Below are 23,083 nucleotides of genomic sequence, written 5' to 3'. Positions count from 1 at the left end.
AACAGCTCTTAGACAGAAAAATTCTGCATTTAAATATAGAATTTTTCTATCTAGTTTCATATGCACGGCACTTTACCACGATTAATCACAGTATTTCAGTGACTTAAAACATATATAAACTCATTGAATGACAAAATGCAGAATATTTCTATATAGTATGATTTTAGCGAAAACCTCACTAAACTGTACGTAAACACAGTGCCTACCTTACATACCCCAAACACAAAAAAGCCTGCCATTTATGCGAACATTAATGGCAGGCTTTATACGTTAGTTAAGCTTTTGAGTGGCTAGCTTACGCCGCTTCGAATGCTAGGGCCTTCTTCTCTACCTGACGGAAGATCAGCGTTAATACACCATTCACTGCTAGGTAGAATGCTCCAGCAATGCCGAACACTGTGAGCGTGTCGTAGGTTTGGCCGTTGATACGTTGAGCGTAGCCCATCAAATCCATGATGGTGATGGTGCTTGCCAGTGACGTGCCTTTGAAGACTAGAATCACTTCGTTCGAGTATGCTGGAACGGCGCGACGTAGTGCGTATGGCAGTAACACTTTAAGCGTTTCGATTTTGTCCATGCCTAATGCGCGACATGCTTCCCACTGCCCTGCTGGAATCGCGTTAAATGCACCTCTGAACAGTAGCGTGCTGTATGCCGCGGTGTTCAGTGCGAGTGCTAACATTGCGCAGAACCAAGGTTGGCTAAGCCATGTCCATAGGAAACTTTCACGAATCCAATCGAATTGACCCGGGCCGTAATACACCAAGAAGATTTGCACCAACAATGGTGTGCCGGTAAATAGCGTAATGATGCCACGTGTTAACCAGTGAATCGCCGGTATTCTTAGGATTAGCGTTACCGTCATCAGCAATGACAAGATACAACCAACAAGCAATGAAGCACCTGTGAGTTGAAGACTGGTCACTAAGCCTTCAAGCATTTGGGAGAGGTATTGTTGATTCATGCCATTGCACCTTTGTTACCCAAACCTTGAATAGAGAACTTACCATCAATCACTTTTACCAATCTTTGTGTGATTAAAGTGATGACCAAATAGATAGCTGCTGCTGTCGCGTACCAAGTGAATGCTTCGTGCGTAGCTGCTGATGTTAATTGCGCTTGTTTCAATAGATCGGTTACGCCAATCAATGAAACCAGTGCTGTGTCTTTCAATAACACTAACCATTGGTTGGTTAACCCTGGTAGCGCGTGTCTTACAGCTTGTGGCAATACGACTCTGAAGAAAGCATGAGATTGCGAAATACCAAGCGCACTTGCTGCTTCTCTCTGGCCTTTGCTTATTGCTTTCAACGCACCACGAATAGTTTGCGAAGCGTAAGAAGCAAAAATAAGTGACAGTGCAACAACACCAGATAAGAACGGGCTCACTTCTATGAAGTCGCCTGTGATCATGAACAGAACTTGTGTCGAACCAAAGTAGATAAACAGTACGACCAGAATTTCTGGTAAACCACGAACAATCGTCACAAATGCAGTCGTTGGCCATTTGATTGCAATACGACGAGACATCTCACCACTTGCAAACAAAACTGCTAGAACCAATCCAACCAATAGGCTTACGAACGCAAGCTGAACTGTCATCCAGCTTGCTTCGACGAGCCCTAAAGAGTAACCCGTTAATTCCATAAATTACTTACCGAAGTACTTGTTAAAGATCTTGTCGTATTCGCCGTTCGCTTTCACTGCTGTAAGTGCAACGTTAAGCTGGTCTACAAGTTCTTGGTTGCTCTTGTTTACTGCGATACCAAAGCCGTTACCGAAGTACTCTTGGTTTGTTACTTGGTCGCCAACATACGTTAGGTTGTCTTGCTTTTTGAACCACTCCGCTACTACCGCTGTGTCACCAAATACTGAATCGATACGACCGTTTTTCATGTCGATGAATGCATCTTGGTAGCTTGAGTAAGGTACCGCTGTTACGCCAGCCATTTGCTCAAGTAGGAAGCTTTGGTGAGTTGAACCGTTTTGAACACCAACACGCTTACCTTCTAGTGCTGCTTGGTCTGCTACTTTGCCTTCAATAGAGATGAATGCTGCAGAGTTGTCGTAGTAAGCATTAGAGAAGTTTACTTGTTTAAGACGCGCTTCAGTGATGTCCATTGCCGAAATAGCGGCATCGTAACGTTTGAATTTAAGCGCTGGGATCAAGCTATCGAACGCTTGGTTGTGAAAAGTACAAGTTGCTTTCATCTCTTCACAAAGTGCGTTTGCTAGGTCTACGTCAAAACCTTGGATTTGGTTGTTCTCGTCCATGTATTCGAATGGTGCGTAAGTCGCTTCCATTGCGAATTTGATTTCGTCTTGTGCCGATGCATTAACAGCCATGCCTGCAGAAGAAAGGCCGATAAGTGAAGCTAGTAGAATCTTTTTCATTTTGTTACTCCGAATCTGTGTGATTTTGACCTGTGGCCATTTTTATAATTTGATTGTTTTAATCGATGTTGTGTTTAGCTAAATCTAGTGAGTCAACTTAGGTTTAATGCGTAAGATACTCGGCAAACTCGGGTGTCTGCGGGTTAACGAATGAATCGCTGGTGCCGTGTTCAACGATGTACCCTTTTTCTAGATACAGAACGTGGCTAGCAATCTTCTTCGCGAAATCAACTTCATGTGTCACAACCACTTGAGTAATGCCCGTTCCACTCAACTCTTTAATAATGCTCACAACTTGGTTGGTGATCTCAGGATCAAGCGCCGCTGTTGGTTCATCAAACAACAACACATCCGGTTTCATCATCAGCGCACGTGCAATCGCAACACGCTGTTGTTGACCACCAGACAGTTGAAGTGGCCAAGCGTCTGCTTTGTCGGCAAGTTGAAGTGTCTTTAGTACTTCTTGAGCTTGCTTAATCGCTTCTTGCTTATCTAAACCCGCTACTTTGGTGGGAGCTTCAATTAAGTTTTCCATCACCGTCATATGTGGCCACAAGTTGTATTGTTGGAACACCATGCCAACTTTACGACGAAGTTTAAGCCCCTGCTTTTCTTGGATCTGGCTTGAAAAATCGAATTGCTCGTTCGCAATGTCTAATTCGCCGTTGTCCGCGATTTCTAACAGGTTCAATACACGCAGTAATGAACTCTTGCCCGCACCGCTTGGGCCAAGCAATACCAAGGTTTCGCCACTTTCACAGTCAAAGCTGATGTCATGAAGAACTTGGGTATTACCGTATGATTTGTTGATGCTCTTTACTTGAATACTCATGCCACAATACTGCATTAATTGTCATTTGTTGGTTATTCTATTCAATTCGAGGTTTTATGCAAGAAAAATGTATAAAAAACTATTTTGTTGAATTTTTGTAACGAAAGTTGCGCAGAAAACAGTCGCTATAACTGGTCTTACAACCAAAAGTCACAAGTTGCTGATAAGCTTGAAATCGAGGGAAAAGCAAACGTTTCTCTTCCAATTAAAAAATCAGTACAAGATCTAAAAACCTGTAGCTTCCATTCGCTATTGGCTTACGCTCACATGCATAAAAATTAGAATCAAATAGCTCGTTTGATCTTTATTTCAAGCCTCACTAAATGCTTAATGTTCCTTTTGAACAGTATCGATTTCCTCACTTGCTAAGCATCAAAGTCCGAAAATTGAGTGTCCTAGGAAGCATCAGTCAGCGATGCGTGCTTTAATGGTTTCTCTTGTAAGCAACAAACATTTACGAACGACTAGCACTTGATTCGTGACAAGTACGTACAAACAACAAGCCATCTACTCTTAAAGCGACAACACATTAAGGCAGTCATATGCAAAACGATGTCTCTTCTACGCGTGACTCTACTCAGCGAACGGCTCAACGATCTACTCAAAAAGCGCCACAACCCAAACCTGAGAAGAAAAGCCTCAGTATTTTATTTGAGCTCAGCAAATTTATTCAGCCCTATAAAGGCCGTGTGATTGCAGCGCTGATCGCTTTGATCTTCACGGCGAGCTTAACCCTTTCGGTCGGACACGGTATTCGCCTTCTTATCGACCAAGGCTTCAGCCAACAATCGTTATCAGATTTAGGCAGTGCGATTCAATTCATCATGGTTGTAGTCGTGCTGATCTCGATTGGCACCTTCTTTCGCTTCTATTTGGTCTCTTCTGTTGGTGAGCGAGTAAGTGCGGATATACGCCTGTCGGTTTTCAATCACGTGGTGACGCTTCACCCGAGTTACTTTGAAACCAATGGCAGTGGCGACATCATGTCGCGCATCACAACCGACACAACTCTGCTTCAAAGCATCATAGGTTCGTCGTTCTCTATGGCGATGCGCAGCGCGCTGATGTGTATTGGCGCAATCATCATGCTGTTCGCGACTAATATTAAGCTAACGCTGATCGTGTTGGCCTCTGTGCCGTTTATCCTGATTCCGATTTTGGTATACGGTCGACGAGTGAGAGCCCTCTCTCGCCAAAGCCAAGATTCGATGTCTGATGTGGGTTCTTATGCTGGCGAAGCGATTGAACACATCAAAACGGTGCAAAGCTACAGCCGAGAAGCGCAAGAGAAAGCATCGTTCGCAATTGAAGTAGAAAAGGCTTATGAGATTGGTCGCCAACGTGTAAAACAACGCGCGATTCTTATCTCTGGTGTGATTGTTATCGTGTTCAGTGCGATTGCAGGCATGCTTTGGGTTGGTGGCAGCGATGTCATCAACGGCACGATGTCGGCGGGTGATCTGGCTGCATTTGTCTTCTATGCCATTATGGTCGCTTCGTCATTAGGTACGATTTCTGAAGTGATGGGGGAATTGCAACGTGCGGCAGGTGCGACAGAACGATTAATTGAAATTCTACAAGTTGAAAGCCATATTGTTGCGCCTGTAGAAAACCCAACATCACTCGATAACGTGACACCAGAAGTCGCTTTTGATGATGTGACCTTCTGTTACCCATCAAGACCCGACCAGCCCGCAACAAGCAACCTCACGCTAACGGCCCATGAAGGTAAAGTGTTGGCATTGGTTGGCCCGTCTGGCGCAGGTAAAACCACCCTATTTGAACTGCTGCAACGTTTCTACGACCCACAAATAGGCAAAGTAACGTTAGGCGGTGTTGAACTGAATCAGTTTGATCCGAACGAGCTAAGAAAGCAGATGGCATTAGTCCCTCAGCAACCCGCTCTGTTCAGCAACGATGTGTTCCATAACATTCGATACGGGAACCCAGAAGCAACGGACGAGCAAGTTATCGAAGCGGCGAAAAAAGCGCACGCGCACGAGTTCATTCAGAACTTACCTGAAGGCTATCACAGCTTTCTTGGTGAACGTGGCGTTAGATTGTCTGGCGGGCAGCGTCAGCGTATTGCCATCGCTCGTGCCATCTTAAAAGATCCGAATATTCTCTTGTTGGACGAAGCAACCAGTGCGCTAGACAGTGAAAGTGAGCATCACGTTCAACAAGCTTTAGAAGAGTTAATGCGTGGCAGAACGACCATCATTATCGCCCATCGATTATCAACAATTAAACACGCCGACCAGATTGCGGTGCTAGATAAAGGGCAGCTAGTAGACATTGGCGACCACCAGTCGCTCATCAATAGCTGCGAATTGTACCAACGCTTAGTTGAACTGCAATTCAAACACCTCAATGTGTGAACATTGAGTGGATGTGCAACTAAGTCACTGACATTGTGTGGTTTCAAGCTTCAAAAACTTAAATCACACGTGTTGCAGTTTTGTTAATTTAGCGGTAGGGTTTTTATTCCAATAACAACTGATCCCGATGAAGGGTAAATAGATAACGTTAATTACCCAGATAACACTAACTACACAGATAACAATAAGAGAGTTCGCATGGAAGCACTATTATCTGACTACCCGGTAGTAACAGAAATCCCTGTCGCTTGGGGAGAAATGGACGCCCTTAATCACGTTAACAACGCCGTATATTTTCGTTATTTCGAAACGGCTCGCTTAGATTTTTTCAAGCATGTCGAGCTGATGGAAGAGATGGCGATTACCAAAGTTGGCCCTGTTCTTGGCGACACTTATTGTAAATATTTCAGACCAGTCACGTATCCAGACACGCTGATGATCGGTTCGCGTGTTACAGACATTCAAGACGACCGCTTCACCATGGAATACGCGATCGTCAGTAAGGCTCAACAGAAGCTGACGACAATCGGCACTGCGACCATCGTTATGTTCGATTTTGCTTCAAACCAAAAAGCGCTGCTTTCACTGCGTTTAACCAATGAAATCGAGAAGATGAACACGTTAAAGAGCCCATGCTTCAAACAAGAAGCCGTGACGGAATAACCTATTCGCTGATTCAGAATACTCAGATACAGAAAGGCCACTCGATTGTTATATAGTCAAAGTGGCCTTTTGTTTATTGGTTCACAGTGCTTAAGCGGTTAAGACTTATAGACCTTGAATGCTCTTTGTCTTAAAAGCTATAGACCTTGAACCCTATAAGCCTTGGACATATTGAGCGTTAGTTCGAACTTCAACCATCTGCTCGAGGTTCTGTTGTGAACCATCAACGCCGTCAATCAAACCTTGGAAGTGTTTGATCAACTCTACTTTGTCTTGTACTTCTTTCGAACCCGCGCCGATGTTGGTTAGGTCAATGAAGAACTCATCGAACAGACCAGAGAAATCCGTTACAGCGTCATGGTTTAAGAACTGCTCGTGGTTGTAAATGCTTGGGTAGCCACCCTTCTGTTTATCAACCGCGAAAGAGATGCCTTTCACGTTGGTAATCGTGGTCGCTTTCTCACACTTCAACATACAACCGGCTTCAATGCTTGGCTTGTTACAACCCACGGTTCTTTGGAAGAAACACTGGCGGCTGGTCATCATCAAGATTGGGTGGTAGATGCTGTAGAACAGTTTGAAGTTCTCTGGGCGGCGAATATGACGAATCTGACCTTTGTTGATCTCGTTCGAAATGAAAGCACCAGCACAGTTCAGCTCTTCTTTCAGCGTAAGCAGTGCGTGAGAGTTTGTGGTGTTCATGAACGGGCCTGCAACCCACTCAATTCCCATCTCGTAAGCTTTGTAAGCAATACCCGTGTTGTTGGTCACGATGCGAGCTGGCTTGATCTCTTCAAGGATACGAACTGCTTCGTCGTAATCTTTGCCGATCAATACGGCAGGGAACCAAGGAATCAAACGTGGGTTTGCTGCCAAGATATCGATGTACTTGTTACAACGCTTCTTGAAGCTTTCAGGCAGTTTGAAGTAAACATCCGCGTCAGTTACGTCACACAGGTGCAAATCTTCCACATCCGCGATAAGCATCGACATAGTTGGCTTCTCGTTCACCTTCGGTTGCTGAGGCAGTGCTGGCACTTCAACGTGCTTAATCACTTTCACAGAACCGTTTAAGATGAAATCGATTTCGTCTTTTAAGACCGACACTTCTTTCAAAGGAAGAATCAGACCTTCATCTAGGTTGTCGTAGTTACAGTTTTCAAGCGTATGAACAGCACTCTTCACTGATTTGAAACGCTTTTCAAGTAACGCCTGAGTAATCGCAGTCTCTTTAGCTGTTGCCAATAACGATTGAGATTGAAGCGTAAAGTTTTCTTTTGGTGTGTTCACTGTCACCGTAAATGGTTGACCCACCTTAGCGCTAAACGACAATGACACCGGTGTTTTACGAATATCAAGGAACTCGATCTTGTCGCGCATTTCACTGCCTAGGGCATTTTTCGCTTCATAAAGATCGCTGGTCACTTCTTGAATTTGTACCACTGAGATTTCATTGTTCTCTTTCGTCGCTTTATCAACGGCGTAGTTCATGCTGTTGTCACGAGGATTATCAATGAACATGTCTTTCGTTAGGTTGCCCTTAAGGAAAGAGTTGGTGAAATCACGGTTGAATACTTTGTGCAGGTTTGAATCGTCTTCGATCAACAAACCACTTTCTACAAAGCTATCAATCTGTTTGCGCCACGTATCAACGACTGTGTATACGTAATGTGCGCCTTTGATACGGCCTTCAACTTTCAATGAGTCGACTTTCGCGTCAACCAATTCAGGTAGGTCGTAGTACGCTGAATTATCTTTCAGGTTCAGTGGAAACTTGTTTCCTGCATCAGTGATTTCGTATTCATCACGACATGCTTGGCTACAACGGCCACGGTTACCTGAGTTACCCACACTTACTGAGCTTGAGTAACATTGGCCAGAGAATGCGATACACAAAGCACCGTGTACAAACACTTCGGTTAGAACATCGTGGTCGTGTGCTACTTCCGTCAGCATTTTGATTTCTGGCAGGTTCAATTCACGAGACAAGTTAACGCGTGTTGCGCCAATTTTAGACAAGAACTTAATCTGGCCTTCGTTGTGTGTCGTTAACTGAGTCGATGCGTGAACATCTAACGATGGGAAATGCTTTTTCACCAAATCGAACAAACCAAGATCTTGGACGATGATGCCATCAAGCTTAGTGTTCACAAGCTGGTTCAACAGTTTAGTGATGCTCTTAATTTCATGCTCCAGCAGCACAACGTTAAGAGTCAGAAACACTTCACAACCATATTCATGAGCAAGGCGAATCACACCATTCAACTCATCTAACGAAAGGTTAGAGGCTCTGTTACGAGCGTTGAAGGTGTCTAAACCACAATAAACCGCATTGGCACCGGCCACGATAGCGGCTTTAATCGCCTCGACATCGCCACCTGGGGCTAATAACTCAATCTTTCTGCTCATTTTTGAAGTCGCTCACTTACTTATAATTTTTAAGGCGCGTATTCTACCTACAACACGATCTCTTTACCACCTAACAACACTTTCCAAACTAAATGACCTCAATAATGCCAAACGAATTCGATTTACCTATCCTTTATTCTTTAAGACGCTGCCCTTACGCTATGCGAGGAAGGATGGGCATCGCACTATCACAGCAGAAAGTGTTACTTCGAGAAATTGTTACCAAAGATAAGCCTAGCGAACTATTGGCCAGTTCGCCAAAAGGCACTGTTCCAGTATTGGTATTGCCTGATGGTCAAATCATAGAACAGAGCTTAGATGTGATGAACTGGGCGCTTCAACAAAACGATCCTCAAGATCTTCTGCGCTTAAGCAATCCAATACTTAGCGAGCAAGTCCAACAACTCATCAAAACCAACGATGAAGAATTCATTGGTCACTTAGAGAAATACCGCGCTTCAGTGCGTTACCGAAACATCGATAGTGAACAACGCAGACAAGCCTGTGAAGGATTCATCAGCAAGTTAGAGGCATTACTCACCAATCAGCCTTATTTCTTTGGAGAAACGCCAAGCCTCGCCGACTTTGCTGTGATGCCGTTTGTTAGCCAGTTCGTAAGAGTCGAGAAGAAGTGGTTTGTGCAATCTGAATATCAGAACGTAGGACGTTGGTTAAGAGCGCACCTCGACAGTAAGCTCTACACCCAAGTCATGAAGCAATACCCTTTGTGGAATGAAACCAAGCAAGATTGTGTTTTTGGGTAGCATTAAGTCGCTATGAATTGCTGGAGATAACTCCATATTGCTGAAGATTGCCGAAGATGACTGAAAACAGTTCTAAATAAGCATAGACAGCTCTCTATTGTTATGAAAATCGTGACACTGAATCGCAAGCGATGCTATTGATGGCATATTAGATATCAACGAAAATCGCATTTCACTCAATCACAACGTTAGTTTGAAATGCGCTATGCCAAAAAACAAAGTAAACACATTCAACACACCTAACCCCGATTTTAAAGGGTTCGCGAAAGTTTCACTGTTAGTGGCCTTCTCGCTTGCCCTTTCAGGCTGTAGCGCGAAAAACAAAGCAACCAACACAAGCCCATCTGCTGCGCAGCAGAATCAAACCTACACGGCGAAAAGCTTCAATAAACCCAATAGCAAAGTTACGTTGATCCTCTCTTTTTCTGGTGGCGGCACACGAGCGGCTGCGCTCTCATATGGTGTGTTGCAAGCATTGCGCGACACCAACATCCAAGTAAATGGTGAAACGGTCAATCTGTTAGAAGAAGTTGATATGATCAGTTCGGTATCCGGTGGCAGCTTTACCGCCGCGTATTATGGTTTGTATGGTGACCAGATATTCGAAGATTACGAAGAAACGTTCCTTTATCACGAAGTCTCAAAAGATCTGTTCTCCATCCTTTTATCTCCGACTTATTGGTTCTCGTACGCCACCAGAACAGACAAAGCCACCGACTATTACAAAGCCAACATCTTCGGTGAAAGTACATTTGCCGACATGCACCGAGAAGATGCACCCTACATTGTTATTAACGCGACCGACATTTCAACGGGTTCGCGTTTTTCATTCACACAAGAGTATTTTGACCTCATATGTTCAGACTTGAACAGCTATTCAGTGTCCAGTTCGGTGACGGCTTCTTCTGCTGTGCCTTTCGTTTTCACACCTGTGGTACTAGAAAACAAAAATGACTGTGATAAATCAGAGCATTTACAACCCTCGTTTGAGGCCACAAGTTACCGCAACCGAAATCTGATCAAGTCGTTAAAGTCATATAGCAATAAGGATGATGTGAGTTATCTCCACCTTGTGGATGGCGGAATTACTGACAACCTCGGTTTGCTATCGGTATATGAGATGTCTGAATACTTGCGTTACAACGACAACGAAGAGTTGAAAAACTTGTACGACAACCAACACGCGCGCCCTATTGTCATCATTTCGGTTGATGCATCGACGACGCCAGAATCTGGCATTGGAGAGTCGATTGAAGCACCTTCCATGAAACAAACGGTGGATGTCATCACCGATATACAGTTGCATCGCTACAACGATACAACAAAAGATTTGATCGTTGACGAGTTGCAATCTTGGCAAGAACTGGCCTCTCATCAAGGTCGTAAGGTTTCACCCTACTTCATTGAGATCAGCTTAAATAAATCAGACAACAGCGCCAAGCGATATTTGCTCAATCAAATTCCGACGGACTTTATGATAGACAAAGAAAACGTCGATCTATTGATTGAAGAAGGTAACAAACAACTTGTTGCCGATCCGGAATTCCGAAACTTTTTATCATTTGAACGCAACAAATAATGCTAATCTAGTTGCTTATTAACGCACGGTTGGGCAACTAAAGTTACGTCATAACTTCACCTTTACAAGGATCACTATGGAATTTGAAAACAACATCTTACATCTCGGGTCATTCTTTGCAGTGACCATGGGGATCGTGGTTCTATTTATCGGTCGAAGGCTTAACCAGGTCATCGGTTTTTTGAAAGAGTTTAGTATTCCTGAACCTGTCTCTGGCGGGATTTTGGCATCACTCCTGTTCGCGGCGCTTTACGCGACGACCTCAATCGAAGTGCAGTTTGATCTGTTTGCCCGCGATGTATTATTGGTCTACTTCTTTACCACGATTGGTATTAACTCAAGTTTGAAAGACCTGTTTAAAGGCGGAAAGCCCTTGGTGATTTTGCTAGCAATCACTATCTTCTTCATGATTATGCAGAACATCGTCGGTATTTCTGTCGCATCAATGTTTGGCCTAGAGCCTGTCTTTGGCCTACTCAGCGGAAGTATTTCACTGATTGGCGGGCATGGTACCGCGATTGCTTGGGCACCCAAGGTTGCAGAAGAGTTCGGCCTAGAAAGCGCGATGGAAATAGGTATCGCCAGTGCAACATTCGGGCTGATTTTAGCCAGCCTGATGGGGGGCCTATTGCGAAGTTTCTCATCAAACGTCACAACCTCAAACCTGCTGACGGGCAATCAAACTCAATCGATTCAAATGCAAAAAAACAACACCAAGCTCTTACATCATTTCAATTTTTAGACGCCGTGTTAGCGATTCATATTTGTGTCATTGTCGGCGCGTTGCTTAATGAATTGATCAGTCAAACCGGGTTACAGCTTCCACTGTTCGTATCGTGTTTATTTGCAGGTATCGTGATCACCAACGTAATGCCAGAGTCATACCCAAGAATATCAGGCACTAAATGGCCAACACGCTCGCCTGCTATCGACTTAATTGCTGAAATATCCTTGGGTACATTTTTGGCGATGTCACTAATGAGCATGCAACTTTGGACGCTCATTGATTTGGCGGGTCCTATCTTCGCGATATTGGCAATGCAGCTGCTACTAGCCGTGATAATCAATATCTTCATCGTGTTCCCATCAATGGGTAAGACCTATGATGCAGCCGTTGTATGTGCTGGGTTTGGAGGGATTTCGTTAGGTTCAACACCTACAGCCATGGCAAACATGTCGGCAGTAAGTCAGAAATATGGGCATTCAGCACAAGCCTTCATCATCGTGCCATTGGTATGCGCGTTCTTCATTGATTTAGCGAACGCACTGATTATTCCTTACTTCATGAGAATGATGTAGCTGACCTTTGTTAAGACGGTACACCACAATTTGTTAAAGCGGTGTACCGCAATTTATTTAGGCGGTATACCCCAATAAAAAGAGCCGCTCATACAGAGCGACTCTTTTACTAATGACTCAATTTGACTATCACTAACGACTACCCAAAGCTTATTGAATCGCTATCGAAATCTCGACTTCAGTTTCGCCTTTGTAAAATTCAAAGTCTGTCGTGTAAGTTCGAACATGTGGGCAATCTGCTGCGTTGAAGTACGCCCACACTTCGCCCCATAAATCGATGACCGCTTGAGGAAGTTCACCTTCAGCAGAAAACGTCAGATATTTACCTGCTTCAATTTCGGTTTCGACTAGGTCATCTAAATTGTTATCGGTAAGTGCATTGGTACATGCAATAACATCAAACTCACCAGTAAAATCCGATTGGTAATTGGTGTAGACACCATACACTTTTGAATCTGGTGTCAGCTTAGGAAAAGCTTGATCGAAAAAACCTTGCCATAATTGACCTATCTTTGCTTTTGTTGGATCAATCTCATCGGTATTAGTGGTTCTTACTGAAAACCCGTACGCCTTTACGGCTTCAATCGTTTCTACTTTCATTCGTTTTATTCCTAAGCCAATCGACGTTTTAACTATGTAAAATCTTAACTAATCTTGTATCTCTTTGTGGCCACACTTTTCACAGACAAGATGACGAGAAAACTCATCCATTGACGCGATAAACGGGCCAAGGAACCAACCTTTTATCATGCCTGCCCAAAACTCGCTTCGCTTTTGGTTAGGTTTGTCTGCAAACGCACTGGTCTTTCTGACCAACACAACAACGTGTTGTGTGTCTTCTCTGCACGCGGTGCAATAGCATTGTTCTATGGTGTTATTCATTTGAAAGCCTATGACGTTTTGAATGAAATTTGCTGAAAATGAGGATTGTCGACACAGACTTCTAGTGTGGAAAGATCAGTGAGTACGACAAGTTGTTCTACACCTTGAATACTGACCTTAATGCACTCTTCACGGCTATCATTGCGTTGAGTATCTAATCCGACACATTCAATCTGCTCGCCAGACTTCAGCGTTAATTTGATTGGGTATCGGTGCATACACACAATCTCAATATAATCGTAATCGTTGCAACTAATCATAATACCCCTCCAATTCATCCACCACGCTAATGCGACACGCCATACTATGCAATATGCATATAATCAATCATTTACCCAAATCACATTGATGTTCGTCCGAAACTAAACTTGCTTCTAAACCTACTTCTAAACTTAGCTTAATCCAGCTTAACCCATTCACGTTTCTTCTACTCACGCCTGCTTATTCTTTCATTGTTAAATAATAATCGAGAACAAAACAATGAAAACCATGAACCATTTACACGTGTTAGCTTTTTTAGGCTTAGTCGCTTCAATGATGACGTTTAATGCAAGTGCCGCCTCAGAAATCGATGCGAGGCACTTTGCCAATGGCAAAGCCAAATACACGCAGCTTTGTCGGGTGTGTCATGGCGACAAAGGACACGGTGATGGCCCCACTGCCGCTTCATTGCCACACAAGCCCGCCAATATCGCTAATAAACTAGGCGGCTTTTTTACCAGTCCAAGTTCTTTGGCGGATGACATTTTAGAAGGTAACGTAGAACAAGGTATGCCAGCATGGCAAGGTGTTATCACAAAGCAAGACGCGTTAGATGTCTTGTGGTATGTAGATTCAATTCAGTAAATTTTCACTTGTTTGAGCATTCTTGTATAAACACCATGAGGGGCTACATTGTCACGCGTGGCTATATCGGGGACTGCGATTACTTGATCGCTTTCCAATAATGATAAAGCCCGTTGATATCTGAAGAGCACATCAACGACATCGCGCCTTTGATCTGTTCTTCGCTCCACTCCCACCATTTCATTTCTAACAACTGAGCAATCTCAGTGTCATCGAATCGATAACGGATATGACGTGCAGGGTTTGAACCGACAATCGAGTATGGCGCTACATCTTTGGTCACAACCGCTCTACTCGCGATAATCGCCCCGTCACCAACCTTAACACCACTCATGATCATCGCTTCTGTACCGATCCACACATCATTACCAATCACAGTATCGCCAGAGCGTTCAAAGCCGTCTATCGCATCTTCAAACTTCTCGTCGTCTTGATAGAAAAACGGGAAAGTGCTGACCCACTGATTTTGGTGGCCTTGGTTTCCCGCCATCATAAATACGGCACCTGAACCAATCGAGCAATAACTGCCGATGATCAACTTGTCGATGTCTGTTCTATCAGGCAGCAGATAACGCGCACAATCATCAAAGCTGTGATTGTGGTAATAACCTGAATAGTAGCTATGTTCGCCCACGATGATGTTTGGGTTGGTCACTTGTTCTTTCAGTGACTTTCCGACAAACGGGCTCTCAAAATAGTTTTTCATGTTTGTACTCTTAGTTTCGTTCTTTTAATTAGGTACTTTTGTTGCGTGTTTATGGTTTTAACAGGTTTATCTTAGTGTAAATGCCAACGTGCCCTAACGACCGCCTGCAATATCAATAAACGAACCGGTTACATACGAAGCTTCGTCTGATAATAACCATGCGATAGAGTTAGCCACCTCTTCTGGTGTGCCGCCTCGTTGTAACGGTAGCTGCGAAGCGAGTCTGTCTACGCGATCAGGCTCTCCGCCATCTGCGTGCATCTCAGTATAAATACAACCTGGCCTTACGCCATTCACTCGGATATTACGTGAAGCCAATTCAAGCGATAAGCCTTTAGTGAGTGAATCCATCGCACCTTTGGATGCTGCGTAATCCACATACTCAAACGGCGCACCTGTGCGAGAAGCGGCAGACGATACATTCACAATCGAACCCGCGCCATCAGCTTGTTTAATAAAGGCTTTACTGCACAGAAAGCAGCTTGATACGTTGGATTTCATCACCTTTTCAAAGCGATCCAATTCGATGTCAACTAATGGTGACTGAGTAAACAAAATCCCGGCATTATTGACCAAATGAGTGACTGGACCTAGCTTGTTACGAGCAATCTCGAACAAAGATTTCACATCCGATTCAACAGACACATCAGCCCGCACGCTTATGGCGGTTCCGCCTTGTTCGCGAATCTCGTTCACTAGATCTTCAGCTCGCGACTCATTGTGTATGAAGTTAACGCATACAGCATAGCCTTTACTGGCCAACAATTTAGACGTCGCTGCGCCAATGCCTCGGCTTCCGCCGGTTACAATCACTACCTTGTTCAATGAAACCTCCTAATGTTTACTTATTCTGTGCAACCTGGTTGTTCGTGACAAACTGATCGTGTCGATACCAACTAATTGCTCGACACAACCTGAACCCACTGCGATCGCCAAGCCGGCGCTTCGAATGGGTCTGGCCAAAACTCAGTTTGCTTTTGAATTAAGCCATCTACAACCGTGTGAAAGGTGATCACTCGGCCCTTCAACACACTGTCTGTAACCGAAACGTCCGTTACTACCGTATCACCTTCACAGACAATTGAATTGAGCGTGAACTCCCAAACACCATTGGCTGGGTATTCAGCATTGATTGCCGTGAAGTTGTCGCGCCCTACCGTCAATTCAGACGACTGAGGCCAATAGCCTTCAAAATCTTCCGCTAGCCATTCGCTTGCCTTGGCAAAATCATTACTGCGCATTGCATCCCAAAAACCTAATACCACTTGTTTTGGTGTCATTATTCTTCCTTAAAGTCATTTACGTGTGGTGATTTTTAAACGTCTGCTTCGTTATGTGTACGTTAGCTTTCTATACGTACTTAACTTTCTATGCATACTTACCGATGATCGTTAAAAGATCATCGACACTGTTAGCAATGTAGTCCGGCTTGGTTTGCCAATTTTCAGGTTCAGAACGGCTATAACCCGCAGCTACCGCGATCACTTTTGCGTTCTTACCCAGTGCTACTTCAATATTGCGAGCAAACTGTGTATCCGCTTCATGGTCACCGATATACATCAAACACAGTTCTTTAGATTGAGCTTCACCAAATATGTTCTCAACACACTTCATGCCGCCAAACGGATGCGGTTTTTGATTACCATTCGATACATCGTCATAGCCAACAACTGACTTAAACACCTCACCGATACCGTAGCTATCGAGTACAGTTCGAATATTCAATTGAGAGTTTTGCGAGCAAATCCCATGAGGAAGGTGCGCGAACTGACTGATCACGGTTTCCATTCCCTCAAACAAGGCTACGGGAGTTTGATTTTGCTCTTGATGCTCTGCCCACATACCACCAGCGATCAACATTTCATCATGAGACATCCCATAATAGTCAACATACAAGGCTTGCCAGTTTTTAGCACCGTGGTTGGCTTCGTGATAGAGCGCTTCACTCAACAAATATCTGGGTAAATTATCACCTGACAAATGTGGTGCGACCACAGAGATAATGTCTTTGGTTATTGCGATATTTTTTGGAACTGAATTGACTAAAGTTCCGTCATAATCCCACAGTATGGCATCTAATTTCATACACTATCTCTTTGTTTAAATTGGCCATATCAATTTATCACTCTACCCCCTATTGAGAATAACTTTATTGTCTCTAATTTGAAAGATAACCCAGAGCAAGCAAAAAATTGAGAGGTCGCGGAGCGTAGAATCGTTATAAAAGAATAACTAAACAAGCTTTGCTCACATAACCGCTTTATCAATTGCAATATATCAGTATAATCCCCCGCTCTATAACGCTATCCAGCATTGGAAGAGCGTCATCCAAAATTTTAATGAGTACCCAATGTCGAAACTATTTTTCAAAGGCCGTATTGAAACAAGACAAAATCACGTTCTTGCAGGCTACAACGTAAACCGCGATGTTAAAGTGGGTACTGAAGAGTCACCAGTCAATGTAACGGTTCAAACTGACGCTCGCAAAACTGAAGTTGAAGCAATCGCTGCTGAACATTCAATCTTCGTGACTGTATCTGTGAATGCAGAGAAAGAAGAAAACACACTTGAGTTCGACACGTTGCTAAACAAGCCAAAAACAATGACGTTCGAAAAAACACCTAACCGTAACGATCCATGTTCTTGCGGTAGCGGTAAGAAATACAAGAAATGTTGTGCATAAGCACTTCTGATTCATGCTACTCATAGTGTGATTAAGATGATTGATTAAAACGGGCAGATCACTACGATCTGACCGTTTTTTTTATGTCCAGAGTTGCTCATTTGGAAATATATTAGCTTTTAGAGAAAAATAGCTTTTGCTCAACCATGATAAATCAACCAACATGCTGGTGAACTATTGGGTTATTTCGCTTTAGCCACTGTCGCTTCTGACAACTTACTTAGTACACCCGATATTTTTTGAATCACTTTGTCACAGCCATTGATCGCGTGACGCTCTACCAAGTAATTAGGATCGTTGTAAGACAACCATACTTTCTTATTGGAATCTTCCGTGACTAACACCTTCTGCGGTAAATCTATCGCGACTTCTTGAGCACATTGCATTAATGGTGTCCCTACTTTCGGGTTACCAAAGATGATGACTTCCGTTGGTCTCAATTCAAGATCGACCTTACTCGCGTTTTTCTGATGGTCGATTCTCGCAAACAAGGTCAATCCTTTGCTTTTGGCGATTTCTTCAAAGCGGTCAGCGGTCTCTTTCACTGAGTAATTACTTTGATATTTAATCAAACCATCAGAAGCCGTAGCTGAAAATGATGCCGAGAGTAAAATGGCGCATAGTGGTAGTAATTTTTTCATCGTCACCTCTGAGATTTAACCTAATCAAACTTACATTCGTAGCGCCACTTCTAAAATCAGCGACGTAACCCATGTCAGTATAGACACGTTTCCATTCTCAATTTGCAGAGAGGATCACTTTTCTAATGCGTCTTATTATCAGCAGTTGAGATAGGAATTGTTTCAAAAGCTAAACACATGATCAGTGCCACGACTTAGTCCCACACTTTTCACACTGGTATTCGTAATCACTGTCGACATAAAAACCGGGAACATTATGGTCACCTTTACACAATAACGTCATCAGGTACTCCATCAACACGCCTAGTTTCCATTGTTTCTTTTCAGATTCAGCTTCCGCTTTAGATTGAGCATCGGAAGCGTTAACAGCAAGGTGCGGGGTAAGTGCGTTGCACTGCTCACAGTGATAAGGGTGTTTAATATATTTATTATCAAGCATTTATATAAGCCATCTAACATTTATAAAGTTGATGAATACTAACAACTTATCACTCGGTTCTCGAACTCATTGTTGTCCTTTAGAGTTTTATTAGAAAGAAATGAGACACGAGATAATACCATGTGCCATGTATCTACTTTTATTGGCATTGCGCAGAACAAAAAGAGTAACCGTGTATCGTTTGAAATTTAGTTAAGCGCTTTAATTAGAACCGTGTATTTCCACAGGTTTGCTTCATCTTCTCCGAGCTCGATACTTGCTTCTCCACCCTCTTTATCAAGAATAAAAACAGGCATCTGTCCGCTAGACTCTCCATTTTCATAATCGCATGACATTTTGGCTTCCAGTAGAATAGCGTTAGCTTCATGCTTAGAAAGAACACCCGAATAAATGCATTCTTCAGTTTGAGATGAGACTTCCTGTCCGAAAGAGTCGAACTTAAAGGTTGGGAAGTTGAGTTTTGATTCAGAATCCTCGACAGTGATCGACACTTGGTAATCGATAGCTTCAATATTGTTATCGGTTGCAAATACACAACCGGAAACGCCAAGTAACAATACAGCTAAAGCAGTGGTTTTCATGTGGTTCTTATTCCTTCAACAATGGGCTTGCTACTCTGAAGTAACACTATGAATTCCCGGGTTTAATTTAAACGTTGTTAGGTGAAACTTGTTTGCCATTACTTGGCAAGATAGCTAACTTTTACTTTAACAACCCTTTGTCCGCAGCACCTTCAAGCTGCACTTCTAGTTCTTTCCATAGAGCACGACTGCCTTTAGAAATACGCTCGCCATTAAAGGTCAGTACTTTATCTTTAGATATGTTGTGCTTTTTCCAGCTATGACCCCCACCATGGATGTTATGAAGCAAAGGCGGCACTCTATCGATCGCCTTACCAAACTTGGCTTCCGGTGACTCACCCGCTTCAAACTCGAGCCATAATTCCAAATACTCGCTTCTTGAATGGCTCGGCAATGATTTCAGCAAGCGCTCAACGCAGTTTCTCTCTTTGAGCTTATTTTCTTCGGTCTCACTGGCATAAATGATGGTGTCTCCTGCATCGATTTCCCCAAGGTCATGAATCAGCAACATCTTCATCACTCGCGTAATATCGATTTCTTCATTGGCATAATCTTTCAACATAAGAGCGCTCAAACAGACGTGCCAACTGTGTTCGGCGGAGTTTTCATATCGATCCAATCCAACTGGTTTTGTCTGTCGATGAACATCCTTTAATTGTTCAATTTCGACCATGAATTTTAGAATGCCTTTGATTTCTTCCACGATGAGCTTCCTTTAATTGAGCTTGAGCAACACACGAATGAGCCTTAGCTTATCTACCTGTTAGCCATAGGGTGTTCAGGGTTTAACTGAAGCAGATCCCACAAGTTACCGTAAAGATCTTCAAACACAGCAACGGTACCGTAACCTTGCTCTTTAGGCTCTCGGACAAAGTTAATGCCCAAAGACGTCATGTGTTCGTAATCACGCCAGAAGTCATCGGTGTTTAAGAATAGGAATACGCGTCCACCAGCTTGGTTACCGATGAAATCGTGTTGCTCTGGCTTGGAAGCTCTAGCAAGTAACAGGCTCACACCGGTTGAATTTGATGGAGCAACAACAACCCAGCGTTTATCTTCTTCTGGTAAATACGTGTCTTCGATGAGATCAAACTTAAGCTTGTTTACATAAAAATCAAGCGCTTCATCGTAGTCTTTTACCACGAGTGCAATGTGGACAATATTCTGTTTCATAACATACCTTGTTGGGGTTTTAGCTACGTGGAATGATGCCATGAAGCAGGCAAAGACACTAGGTGTTAACACTTAGTTTGGTGTTATGGTTAAAACAGTCCTAAGAGTACTCATGTTTTAGTTGCTAGCAAAGCACCGCAAGTCGCCAAAAAGCCACCTGATAACCTGTTCAATAGCATCTTTGCTGAGCGCCCTTGAAATACAAAACGAGCTTTAGAGGCAGTGCAAGCATAGAGACTCAATACTCCACCTACAGCTACAGTTGAAATCACCAAAATCATCATCACATCTGTTGTGGTAAATGTTTTTAGGTCTATGAATGCGGGAAAGAAACCCATGTAAAACAAAATCGCCTTTGGGTTTGAAACTGTCATCAATAAGCCGATAGTCACGCTTGAGGCTTTCGTTCCTTGCTCCGAAGATGTACTCGATGATTCACTAACATCTGACGTCCATGTTGTGTACGCCAACCAAAACAAATAGGTAACGCCTACATATTTAATTACCGTAGCAAATTCACCCATTGCGCTAGCTAAAGCTGATAAACCAGACAAAGCTAAGAATATAAAAATGTAATCCGCGATTAGTACGCCAAGCACCACTAACAAGCCTTGTTTCCAACCAAAGCTTAGAGACCTCGACAGAACTGCGAGAACGCTGGGTCCCGGTATGGCTGCAGATAGTAACATCGCAACAAATAGAGCTATTCCTGATGTAATTGACATGATCCCTCCCTAGATCGTTTGTCGTTCGACAATTAACCTATTTATGTGACTAAACGATTTGACCGCGCATGATAAATTGCGGGCCTGCTGCGCCACCTAAATACTGTTCATTGGTATCTTCGAAGCCGCCTTTCTTATAACAGTTGAATGCTGCGGGATTTTTGCAATTCACGGTTAAGTAAATCAACTCATACGCTGAGTAATTCGCTTTTAAATATGGAAACAAAGCTTTGACCGTGCCCGTTCCTAAACCTTTACCTTGCTGGTTTTTATCAAGCACAAAAGCTCTTAAGCCAATACTTCCTTCAGGGCAGAATTCGTAGTGCTCTGCGCAAGCGATATCCAGCTTAAAGAAACCAACAACTTCGTTATCAGACTTAATCACGTGCAAGTGCGTCGTTTCACTGCCGTCTAATAAAAACTCTGCAGCTGTACCAGCGAACTTAACCTGTTCATCGGCGAGTTGGATGGCCTGAACTAACGCCACATGTGATTCTTGAAGCCTTTCAATAGTTATCATTGTTGTTCCTTCTGTATAACACGCACGAAAAACCGACTAGAGCTCATCGCTAGTGTCTCGAGAACCGTAGTTTGGGAAGTTGATATTAAGAACGTTATCATCCTCAAGTGTGAATAGAACGCTTCCATTCTCGACACCAGTTTCGTTCCTATCTGAACAACCTAGAAACAGCTCCCAATCAAACGAATATTGAAGGCGGTATTGATTCGCATTGATGTGTAGAACGTCTTTGATTTTAATACCGTCCACCACGTGTGCCATATCATCGATGTATGACAGGTCTGGGATCAACTTTTCTTCGAAATCACTCTTATGCTCGGTTAAGAAATTGAGCAGCTCAGAACATAACTCGGAGCCTTGAATCAATGGTTTAGACAGACTAAAAAACAACATTCCTAAATACTCCAAGGATTGTTTTGATATTGGGAAGATGGGCGCGAATCTGTTACAAATTAAAGCTCAGCCAGCGCGAACCTTTAAGGCTAAACGTTACTATTATCCGAGCTATTAAACGAGTACATTCGAACTTCATCGCGAGGAAACCAGCCCAACTTTTCGTAAAACTGTTGAGCATTGATGTTGTCGTTATAGACAAACAAGTGGGTCTTCGGGATGCCTAACCCTGCAAGGGCGTTGACCGCCTCTGCGACAAGCTTACAACCTAACTTGTGCCCTCTGAAGTTGGCCAAGACAGCTAAGTGTTGTAAATACCCACGACGTCCATCCGTTCCGACTAACACAGCGCCAATGATCTCGTTGTTATTTTCAGCCACAAAACTCAGACCAGGGTTACGATCTAAATAGCTCGCAATGCTTTCTTTCGAATCGGCATCGCGAATACTCATGCCTTCTGTCTGGCACCACAACGCGATCACTGAGTCGTAGTCTGAAATGTCCATTTCCCGAATGTTGACCACTCTACTCTCCTTGTTTATACGGGTACTTAGTTAGCCGTGTTTCTCGTAATAAATGAGTAGCTAATAATACTTATGTGTTAACGAATATCTTGGCAGAACCTAAAGAGATAACCATCTGGAGTTTGAACGATGAACTGCTTCTGAATCGCGATCGAACCCCCACATTGATAAGACTTCGACTCTAACGCTAAGTAAATAGAATCAGCGGCGCTTTCGTTAACTCTCTGATAAAGTGGTTCGATATCGATAACATCCCATTGAAAGTTAACGCCACGCCCTAAAGGAAATTCCAGGTCACCTGAAAGCCATTTTCGACTTTTGCCCGCAATCCCTTCAAGCATCACATCAACACCATCAAGCGTTAGATAAACAAACTCTTCATCTGGGCGCTCGTATTTCACTTCAAATCCCAACACATCGACAAAGAAGGATTGGCTCACATTAATATCGAAACAATAAAGCTCAGGAACTACTCGTAATGTCATCATTGATCCTTTAGTCATTCAATTAAAGATATGAGGAGAATCTGTTTTACTGCGCTAGCTTCCCAAGGATGACCGGATCGCTCAACAGATTCGTCAGAGGAAGAAACAATGGCTGATCCGCACCAGCAGTTTTGGACACTGAGTTAAGTGAGTACAATCACTAATGA

At 43.4% G+C, this 23,083-nt stretch carries 28 protein-coding genes and 1 pseudogene; 7 read left to right on the top strand and 22 right to left on the bottom strand.

The features are described 5' to 3' along the window. Positions 1-295: 295 nt before the first annotated feature. From artM to artP, 4 genes are all read right to left on the bottom strand, one after another. The gene (artM, locus tag ACED28_RS20705) at positions 296-964 is read right to left on the bottom strand and encodes an arginine ABC transporter permease ArtM (protein WP_371710639.1); all 669 of its coding nucleotides are present in this window, start codon (positions 962-964) and stop codon (positions 296-298) included. Beyond that, on the bottom strand, positions 961-1,647 hold the full coding sequence (gene artQ / locus ACED28_RS20700; protein ID WP_371710638.1) for an arginine ABC transporter permease ArtQ: 687 nt from the start codon (positions 1,645-1,647) through the stop codon (positions 961-963). Before artQ ends, artM begins: the two co-directional genes overlap by 4 nt. Before the next feature lie 3 nt (positions 1,648-1,650). Continuing rightward, positions 1,651-2,394 (bottom strand): lysine/arginine/ornithine ABC transporter substrate-binding protein, encoded by a 744-nt coding sequence (locus tag ACED28_RS20695; RefSeq protein ID WP_371695509.1) that lies wholly within the window; start codon positions 2,392-2,394, stop codon positions 1,651-1,653. A 103-nt stretch (positions 2,395-2,497) separates the two neighbouring features. Further along, positions 2,498-3,226 (bottom strand): arginine ABC transporter ATP-binding protein ArtP, encoded by a 729-nt coding sequence (gene artP / locus ACED28_RS20690; protein WP_009846803.1) that lies wholly within the window; start codon positions 3,224-3,226, stop codon positions 2,498-2,500. Positions 3,227-3,768: 542 nt separating this feature from the next. Between artP and ACED28_RS20685 the strand changes: the two genes are divergently transcribed. Next, positions 3,769-5,604, top strand: coding sequence for an ABC transporter ATP-binding protein/permease (locus tag ACED28_RS20685; RefSeq protein WP_371710637.1), 1,836 nt, complete (start codon positions 3,769-3,771; stop codon positions 5,602-5,604). A 198-nt stretch (positions 5,605-5,802) separates the two neighbouring features. Then, positions 5,803-6,267 (top strand): thioesterase family protein, encoded by a 465-nt coding sequence (locus tag ACED28_RS20680; protein WP_009846805.1) that lies wholly within the window; start codon positions 5,803-5,805, stop codon positions 6,265-6,267. Positions 6,268-6,420: 153 nt separating this feature from the next. Here the strand turns inward: ACED28_RS20680 and ACED28_RS20675 are convergent, their stop codons facing one another. Further along, positions 6,421-8,676 (bottom strand): peptidase U32 family protein, encoded by a 2,256-nt coding sequence (locus tag ACED28_RS20675; protein ID WP_371710636.1) that lies wholly within the window; start codon positions 8,674-8,676, stop codon positions 6,421-6,423. Between the two features lie 104 nt (positions 8,677-8,780). Between ACED28_RS20675 and ACED28_RS20670 the strand changes: the two genes are divergently transcribed. The 3 genes and pseudogenes from ACED28_RS20670 (at position 8,781) to gltS (ending at position 12,318) form a co-directional block, all read left to right on the top strand. Further along, the gene (locus tag ACED28_RS20670) at positions 8,781-9,440 is read left to right on the top strand and encodes a glutathione S-transferase (protein WP_122046597.1); all 660 of its coding nucleotides are present in this window, start codon (positions 8,781-8,783) and stop codon (positions 9,438-9,440) included. A gap of 205 nt (positions 9,441-9,645) precedes the next feature. Then, entirely contained in the window at positions 9,646-11,019 is a 1,374-nt protein-coding gene (locus tag ACED28_RS20665) for a patatin-like phospholipase family protein (protein ID WP_371710635.1), read from the top strand. Between the two features lie 76 nt (positions 11,020-11,095). Next, positions 11,096-12,318, top strand: a pseudogene (gene gltS / locus ACED28_RS20660) (sodium/glutamate symporter). Between the two features lie 150 nt (positions 12,319-12,468). On the opposite strand, the gene ACED28_RS20655 reads toward gltS, so the two are convergent. From ACED28_RS20655 to ACED28_RS20645, 3 genes are read right to left on the bottom strand one after another with little or no spacing between them, the layout of a single operon-like run. Then, entirely contained in the window at positions 12,469-12,918 is a 450-nt protein-coding gene (locus ACED28_RS20655; protein WP_009846810.1) for a GyrI-like domain-containing protein, read from the bottom strand. A 48-nt stretch (positions 12,919-12,966) separates the two neighbouring features. Further along, positions 12,967-13,200, bottom strand: coding sequence for a hypothetical protein (locus tag ACED28_RS20650; RefSeq protein WP_004733848.1), 234 nt, complete (start codon positions 13,198-13,200; stop codon positions 12,967-12,969). An 8-nt stretch (positions 13,201-13,208) separates the two neighbouring features. After that, the gene (locus ACED28_RS20645; protein WP_004733849.1) at positions 13,209-13,460 is read right to left on the bottom strand and encodes a Rho-binding antiterminator; all 252 of its coding nucleotides are present in this window, start codon (positions 13,458-13,460) and stop codon (positions 13,209-13,211) included. A gap of 220 nt (positions 13,461-13,680) precedes the next feature. Here ACED28_RS20645 and ACED28_RS20640 point away from each other — a divergent pair, with 220 nt between their 5' ends. Then, positions 13,681-14,046 (top strand): cytochrome c, encoded by a 366-nt coding sequence (locus ACED28_RS20640; RefSeq protein ID WP_371710634.1) that lies wholly within the window; start codon positions 13,681-13,683, stop codon positions 14,044-14,046. 79 nt (positions 14,047-14,125) lie between these two features. Here the strand turns inward: ACED28_RS20640 and catB are convergent, their stop codons facing one another. From catB to ACED28_RS20620, 4 genes are all read right to left on the bottom strand, one after another. Continuing rightward, on the bottom strand, positions 14,126-14,752 hold the full coding sequence (catB, locus tag ACED28_RS20635; protein ID WP_371710633.1) for a type B chloramphenicol O-acetyltransferase: 627 nt from the start codon (positions 14,750-14,752) through the stop codon (positions 14,126-14,128). Between the two features lie 93 nt (positions 14,753-14,845). Next, on the bottom strand, positions 14,846-15,577 hold the full coding sequence (locus tag ACED28_RS20630; protein ID WP_009846813.1) for a glucose 1-dehydrogenase: 732 nt from the start codon (positions 15,575-15,577) through the stop codon (positions 14,846-14,848). Positions 15,578-15,648: 71 nt separating this feature from the next. After that, positions 15,649-16,032, bottom strand: a complete 384-nt coding sequence (locus ACED28_RS20625) for a nuclear transport factor 2 family protein (protein WP_371710632.1) — start codon at positions 16,030-16,032, stop codon at positions 15,649-15,651. A gap of 88 nt (positions 16,033-16,120) precedes the next feature. Next, entirely contained in the window at positions 16,121-16,837 is a 717-nt protein-coding gene (locus ACED28_RS20620) for an HAD family hydrolase (RefSeq protein WP_371710631.1), read from the bottom strand. Positions 16,838-17,102: 265 nt separating this feature from the next. Between ACED28_RS20620 and ACED28_RS20615 the strand changes: the two genes are divergently transcribed. Continuing rightward, positions 17,103-17,435: a PBPRA1643 family SWIM/SEC-C metal-binding motif protein gene (locus ACED28_RS20615; protein WP_371710630.1), complete on the top strand. Its 333-nt coding sequence runs from the start codon at positions 17,103-17,105 to the stop codon at positions 17,433-17,435. 182 nt (positions 17,436-17,617) lie between these two features. On the opposite strand, the gene ACED28_RS20610 is transcribed toward ACED28_RS20615, so the two are convergent. The 10 genes from ACED28_RS20610 to ACED28_RS20565 form a co-directional block, all read right to left on the bottom strand. After that, a complete protein-coding gene (locus ACED28_RS20610; RefSeq protein ID WP_009846817.1) occupies positions 17,618-18,076 on the bottom strand; it encodes a DUF302 domain-containing protein in 459 nt (152 codons plus the stop codon). A 181-nt stretch (positions 18,077-18,257) separates the two neighbouring features. Beyond that, positions 18,258-18,515 (bottom strand): hypothetical protein, encoded by a 258-nt coding sequence (locus tag ACED28_RS20605; RefSeq protein WP_371710629.1) that lies wholly within the window; start codon positions 18,513-18,515, stop codon positions 18,258-18,260. A gap of 188 nt (positions 18,516-18,703) precedes the next feature. Then, on the bottom strand, positions 18,704-19,096 hold the full coding sequence (locus ACED28_RS20600; protein WP_102248895.1) for a hypothetical protein: 393 nt from the start codon (positions 19,094-19,096) through the stop codon (positions 18,704-18,706). Positions 19,097-19,217: 121 nt separating this feature from the next. Continuing rightward, the gene (locus ACED28_RS20595) at positions 19,218-19,799 is read right to left on the bottom strand and encodes an HD domain-containing protein (RefSeq protein ID WP_371710628.1); all 582 of its coding nucleotides are present in this window, start codon (positions 19,797-19,799) and stop codon (positions 19,218-19,220) included. A gap of 53 nt (positions 19,800-19,852) precedes the next feature. After that, the gene (locus tag ACED28_RS20590; protein WP_371710627.1) at positions 19,853-20,269 is read right to left on the bottom strand and encodes a VOC family protein; all 417 of its coding nucleotides are present in this window, start codon (positions 20,267-20,269) and stop codon (positions 19,853-19,855) included. 110 nt (positions 20,270-20,379) lie between these two features. Beyond that, positions 20,380-20,994, bottom strand: coding sequence for a LysE family translocator (locus ACED28_RS20585; protein WP_012604019.1), 615 nt, complete (start codon positions 20,992-20,994; stop codon positions 20,380-20,382). 49 nt (positions 20,995-21,043) lie between these two features. Next, positions 21,044-21,514, bottom strand: a complete 471-nt coding sequence (locus ACED28_RS20580) for a GNAT family N-acetyltransferase (protein WP_012604020.1) — start codon at positions 21,512-21,514, stop codon at positions 21,044-21,046. Between the two features lie 36 nt (positions 21,515-21,550). Next, positions 21,551-21,907 carry a hypothetical protein gene (locus ACED28_RS20575; RefSeq protein ID WP_009846824.1) on the bottom strand — a complete coding sequence of 119 codons (357 nt, stop codon included), beginning with the start codon at positions 21,905-21,907 and terminating at the stop codon, positions 21,551-21,553. An 89-nt stretch (positions 21,908-21,996) separates the two neighbouring features. Next, a complete protein-coding gene (locus tag ACED28_RS20570) occupies positions 21,997-22,431 on the bottom strand; it encodes a GNAT family N-acetyltransferase (protein ID WP_371703181.1) in 435 nt (144 codons plus the stop codon). A gap of 77 nt (positions 22,432-22,508) precedes the next feature. Beyond that, positions 22,509-22,916 (bottom strand): bleomycin resistance protein, encoded by a 408-nt coding sequence (locus ACED28_RS20565; RefSeq protein WP_371710626.1) that lies wholly within the window; start codon positions 22,914-22,916, stop codon positions 22,509-22,511. Positions 22,917-23,083 lie beyond the last annotated feature (167 nt).

The organism is Vibrio sp. 1F253, from assembly GCF_041439295.1.
GTDB lineage: Bacteria > Pseudomonadota > Gammaproteobacteria > Enterobacterales > Vibrionaceae > Vibrio > Vibrio tasmaniensis_A.
The sequence above is the reverse complement of the archived record's forward strand: the minus strand, read 5'-3'. Positions and strand labels throughout refer to the sequence as shown.

What these genes read in the sequence shown, in the direction of transcription:
- ACED28_RS20565 (WP_371710626.1), bottom strand. Translation starts at nt 22,916, where the DNA reads ATGACATTACGAGTAGTTCCTGAGCTTTATTGTTTCGATATTAATGTG.
- ACED28_RS20680 (WP_009846805.1), top strand. Translation starts at nt 5,803, where the DNA reads ATGGAAGCACTATTATCTGACTACCCGGTAGTAACAGAAATCCCTGTC.
- ACED28_RS20605 (WP_371710629.1), bottom strand. Translation starts at nt 18,515, where the DNA reads ATGCTTGATAATAAATATATTAAACACCCTTATCACTGTGAGCAGTGC.
- artQ (WP_371710638.1), bottom strand. Translation starts at nt 1,647, where the DNA reads ATGGAATTAACGGGTTACTCTTTAGGGCTCGTCGAAGCAAGCTGGATG.
- artM (WP_371710639.1), bottom strand. Translation starts at nt 964, where the DNA reads ATGAATCAACAATACCTCTCCCAAATGCTTGAAGGCTTAGTGACCAGT.
- ACED28_RS20575 (WP_009846824.1), bottom strand. Translation starts at nt 21,907, where the DNA reads ATGTTGTTTTTTAGTCTGTCTAAACCATTGATTCAAGGCTCCGAGTTA.
- ACED28_RS20590 (WP_371710627.1), bottom strand. Translation starts at nt 20,269, where the DNA reads ATGAAACAGAATATTGTCCACATTGCACTCGTGGTAAAAGACTACGAT.
- ACED28_RS20695 (WP_371695509.1), bottom strand. Translation starts at nt 2,394, where the DNA reads ATGAAAAAGATTCTACTAGCTTCACTTATCGGCCTTTCTTCTGCAGGC.
- ACED28_RS20615 (WP_371710630.1), top strand. Translation starts at nt 17,103, where the DNA reads ATGTCGAAACTATTTTTCAAAGGCCGTATTGAAACAAGACAAAATCAC.
- ACED28_RS20675 (WP_371710636.1), bottom strand. Translation starts at nt 8,676, where the DNA reads ATGAGCAGAAAGATTGAGTTATTAGCCCCAGGTGGCGATGTCGAGGCG.
- ACED28_RS20620 (WP_371710631.1), bottom strand. Translation starts at nt 16,837, where the DNA reads ATGAAATTAGATGCCATACTGTGGGATTATGACGGAACTTTAGTCAAT.
- ACED28_RS20625 (WP_371710632.1), bottom strand. Translation starts at nt 16,032, where the DNA reads ATGACACCAAAACAAGTGGTATTAGGTTTTTGGGATGCAATGCGCAGT.
- ACED28_RS20645 (WP_004733849.1), bottom strand. Translation starts at nt 13,460, where the DNA reads ATGATTAGTTGCAACGATTACGATTATATTGAGATTGTGTGTATGCAC.
- ACED28_RS20670 (WP_122046597.1), top strand. Translation starts at nt 8,781, where the DNA reads ATGCCAAACGAATTCGATTTACCTATCCTTTATTCTTTAAGACGCTGC.
- artP (WP_009846803.1), bottom strand. Translation starts at nt 3,226, where the DNA reads ATGAGTATTCAAGTAAAGAGCATCAACAAATCATACGGTAATACCCAA.
- ACED28_RS20580 (WP_012604020.1), bottom strand. Translation starts at nt 21,514, where the DNA reads ATGATAACTATTGAAAGGCTTCAAGAATCACATGTGGCGTTAGTTCAG.
- ACED28_RS20655 (WP_009846810.1), bottom strand. Translation starts at nt 12,918, where the DNA reads ATGAAAGTAGAAACGATTGAAGCCGTAAAGGCGTACGGGTTTTCAGTA.
- ACED28_RS20685 (WP_371710637.1), top strand. Translation starts at nt 3,769, where the DNA reads ATGCAAAACGATGTCTCTTCTACGCGTGACTCTACTCAGCGAACGGCT.
- catB (WP_371710633.1), bottom strand. Translation starts at nt 14,752, where the DNA reads ATGAAAAACTATTTTGAGAGCCCGTTTGTCGGAAAGTCACTGAAAGAA.
- ACED28_RS20600 (WP_102248895.1), bottom strand. Translation starts at nt 19,096, where the DNA reads ATGAAAACCACTGCTTTAGCTGTATTGTTACTTGGCGTTTCCGGTTGT.
- ACED28_RS20640 (WP_371710634.1), top strand. Translation starts at nt 13,681, where the DNA reads ATGAAAACCATGAACCATTTACACGTGTTAGCTTTTTTAGGCTTAGTC.
- ACED28_RS20610 (WP_009846817.1), bottom strand. Translation starts at nt 18,076, where the DNA reads ATGAAAAAATTACTACCACTATGCGCCATTTTACTCTCGGCATCATTT.
- ACED28_RS20665 (WP_371710635.1), top strand. Translation starts at nt 9,646, where the DNA reads ATGCCAAAAAACAAAGTAAACACATTCAACACACCTAACCCCGATTTT.
- ACED28_RS20650 (WP_004733848.1), bottom strand. Translation starts at nt 13,200, where the DNA reads ATGAATAACACCATAGAACAATGCTATTGCACCGCGTGCAGAGAAGAC.
- ACED28_RS20585 (WP_012604019.1), bottom strand. Translation starts at nt 20,994, where the DNA reads ATGTCAATTACATCAGGAATAGCTCTATTTGTTGCGATGTTACTATCT.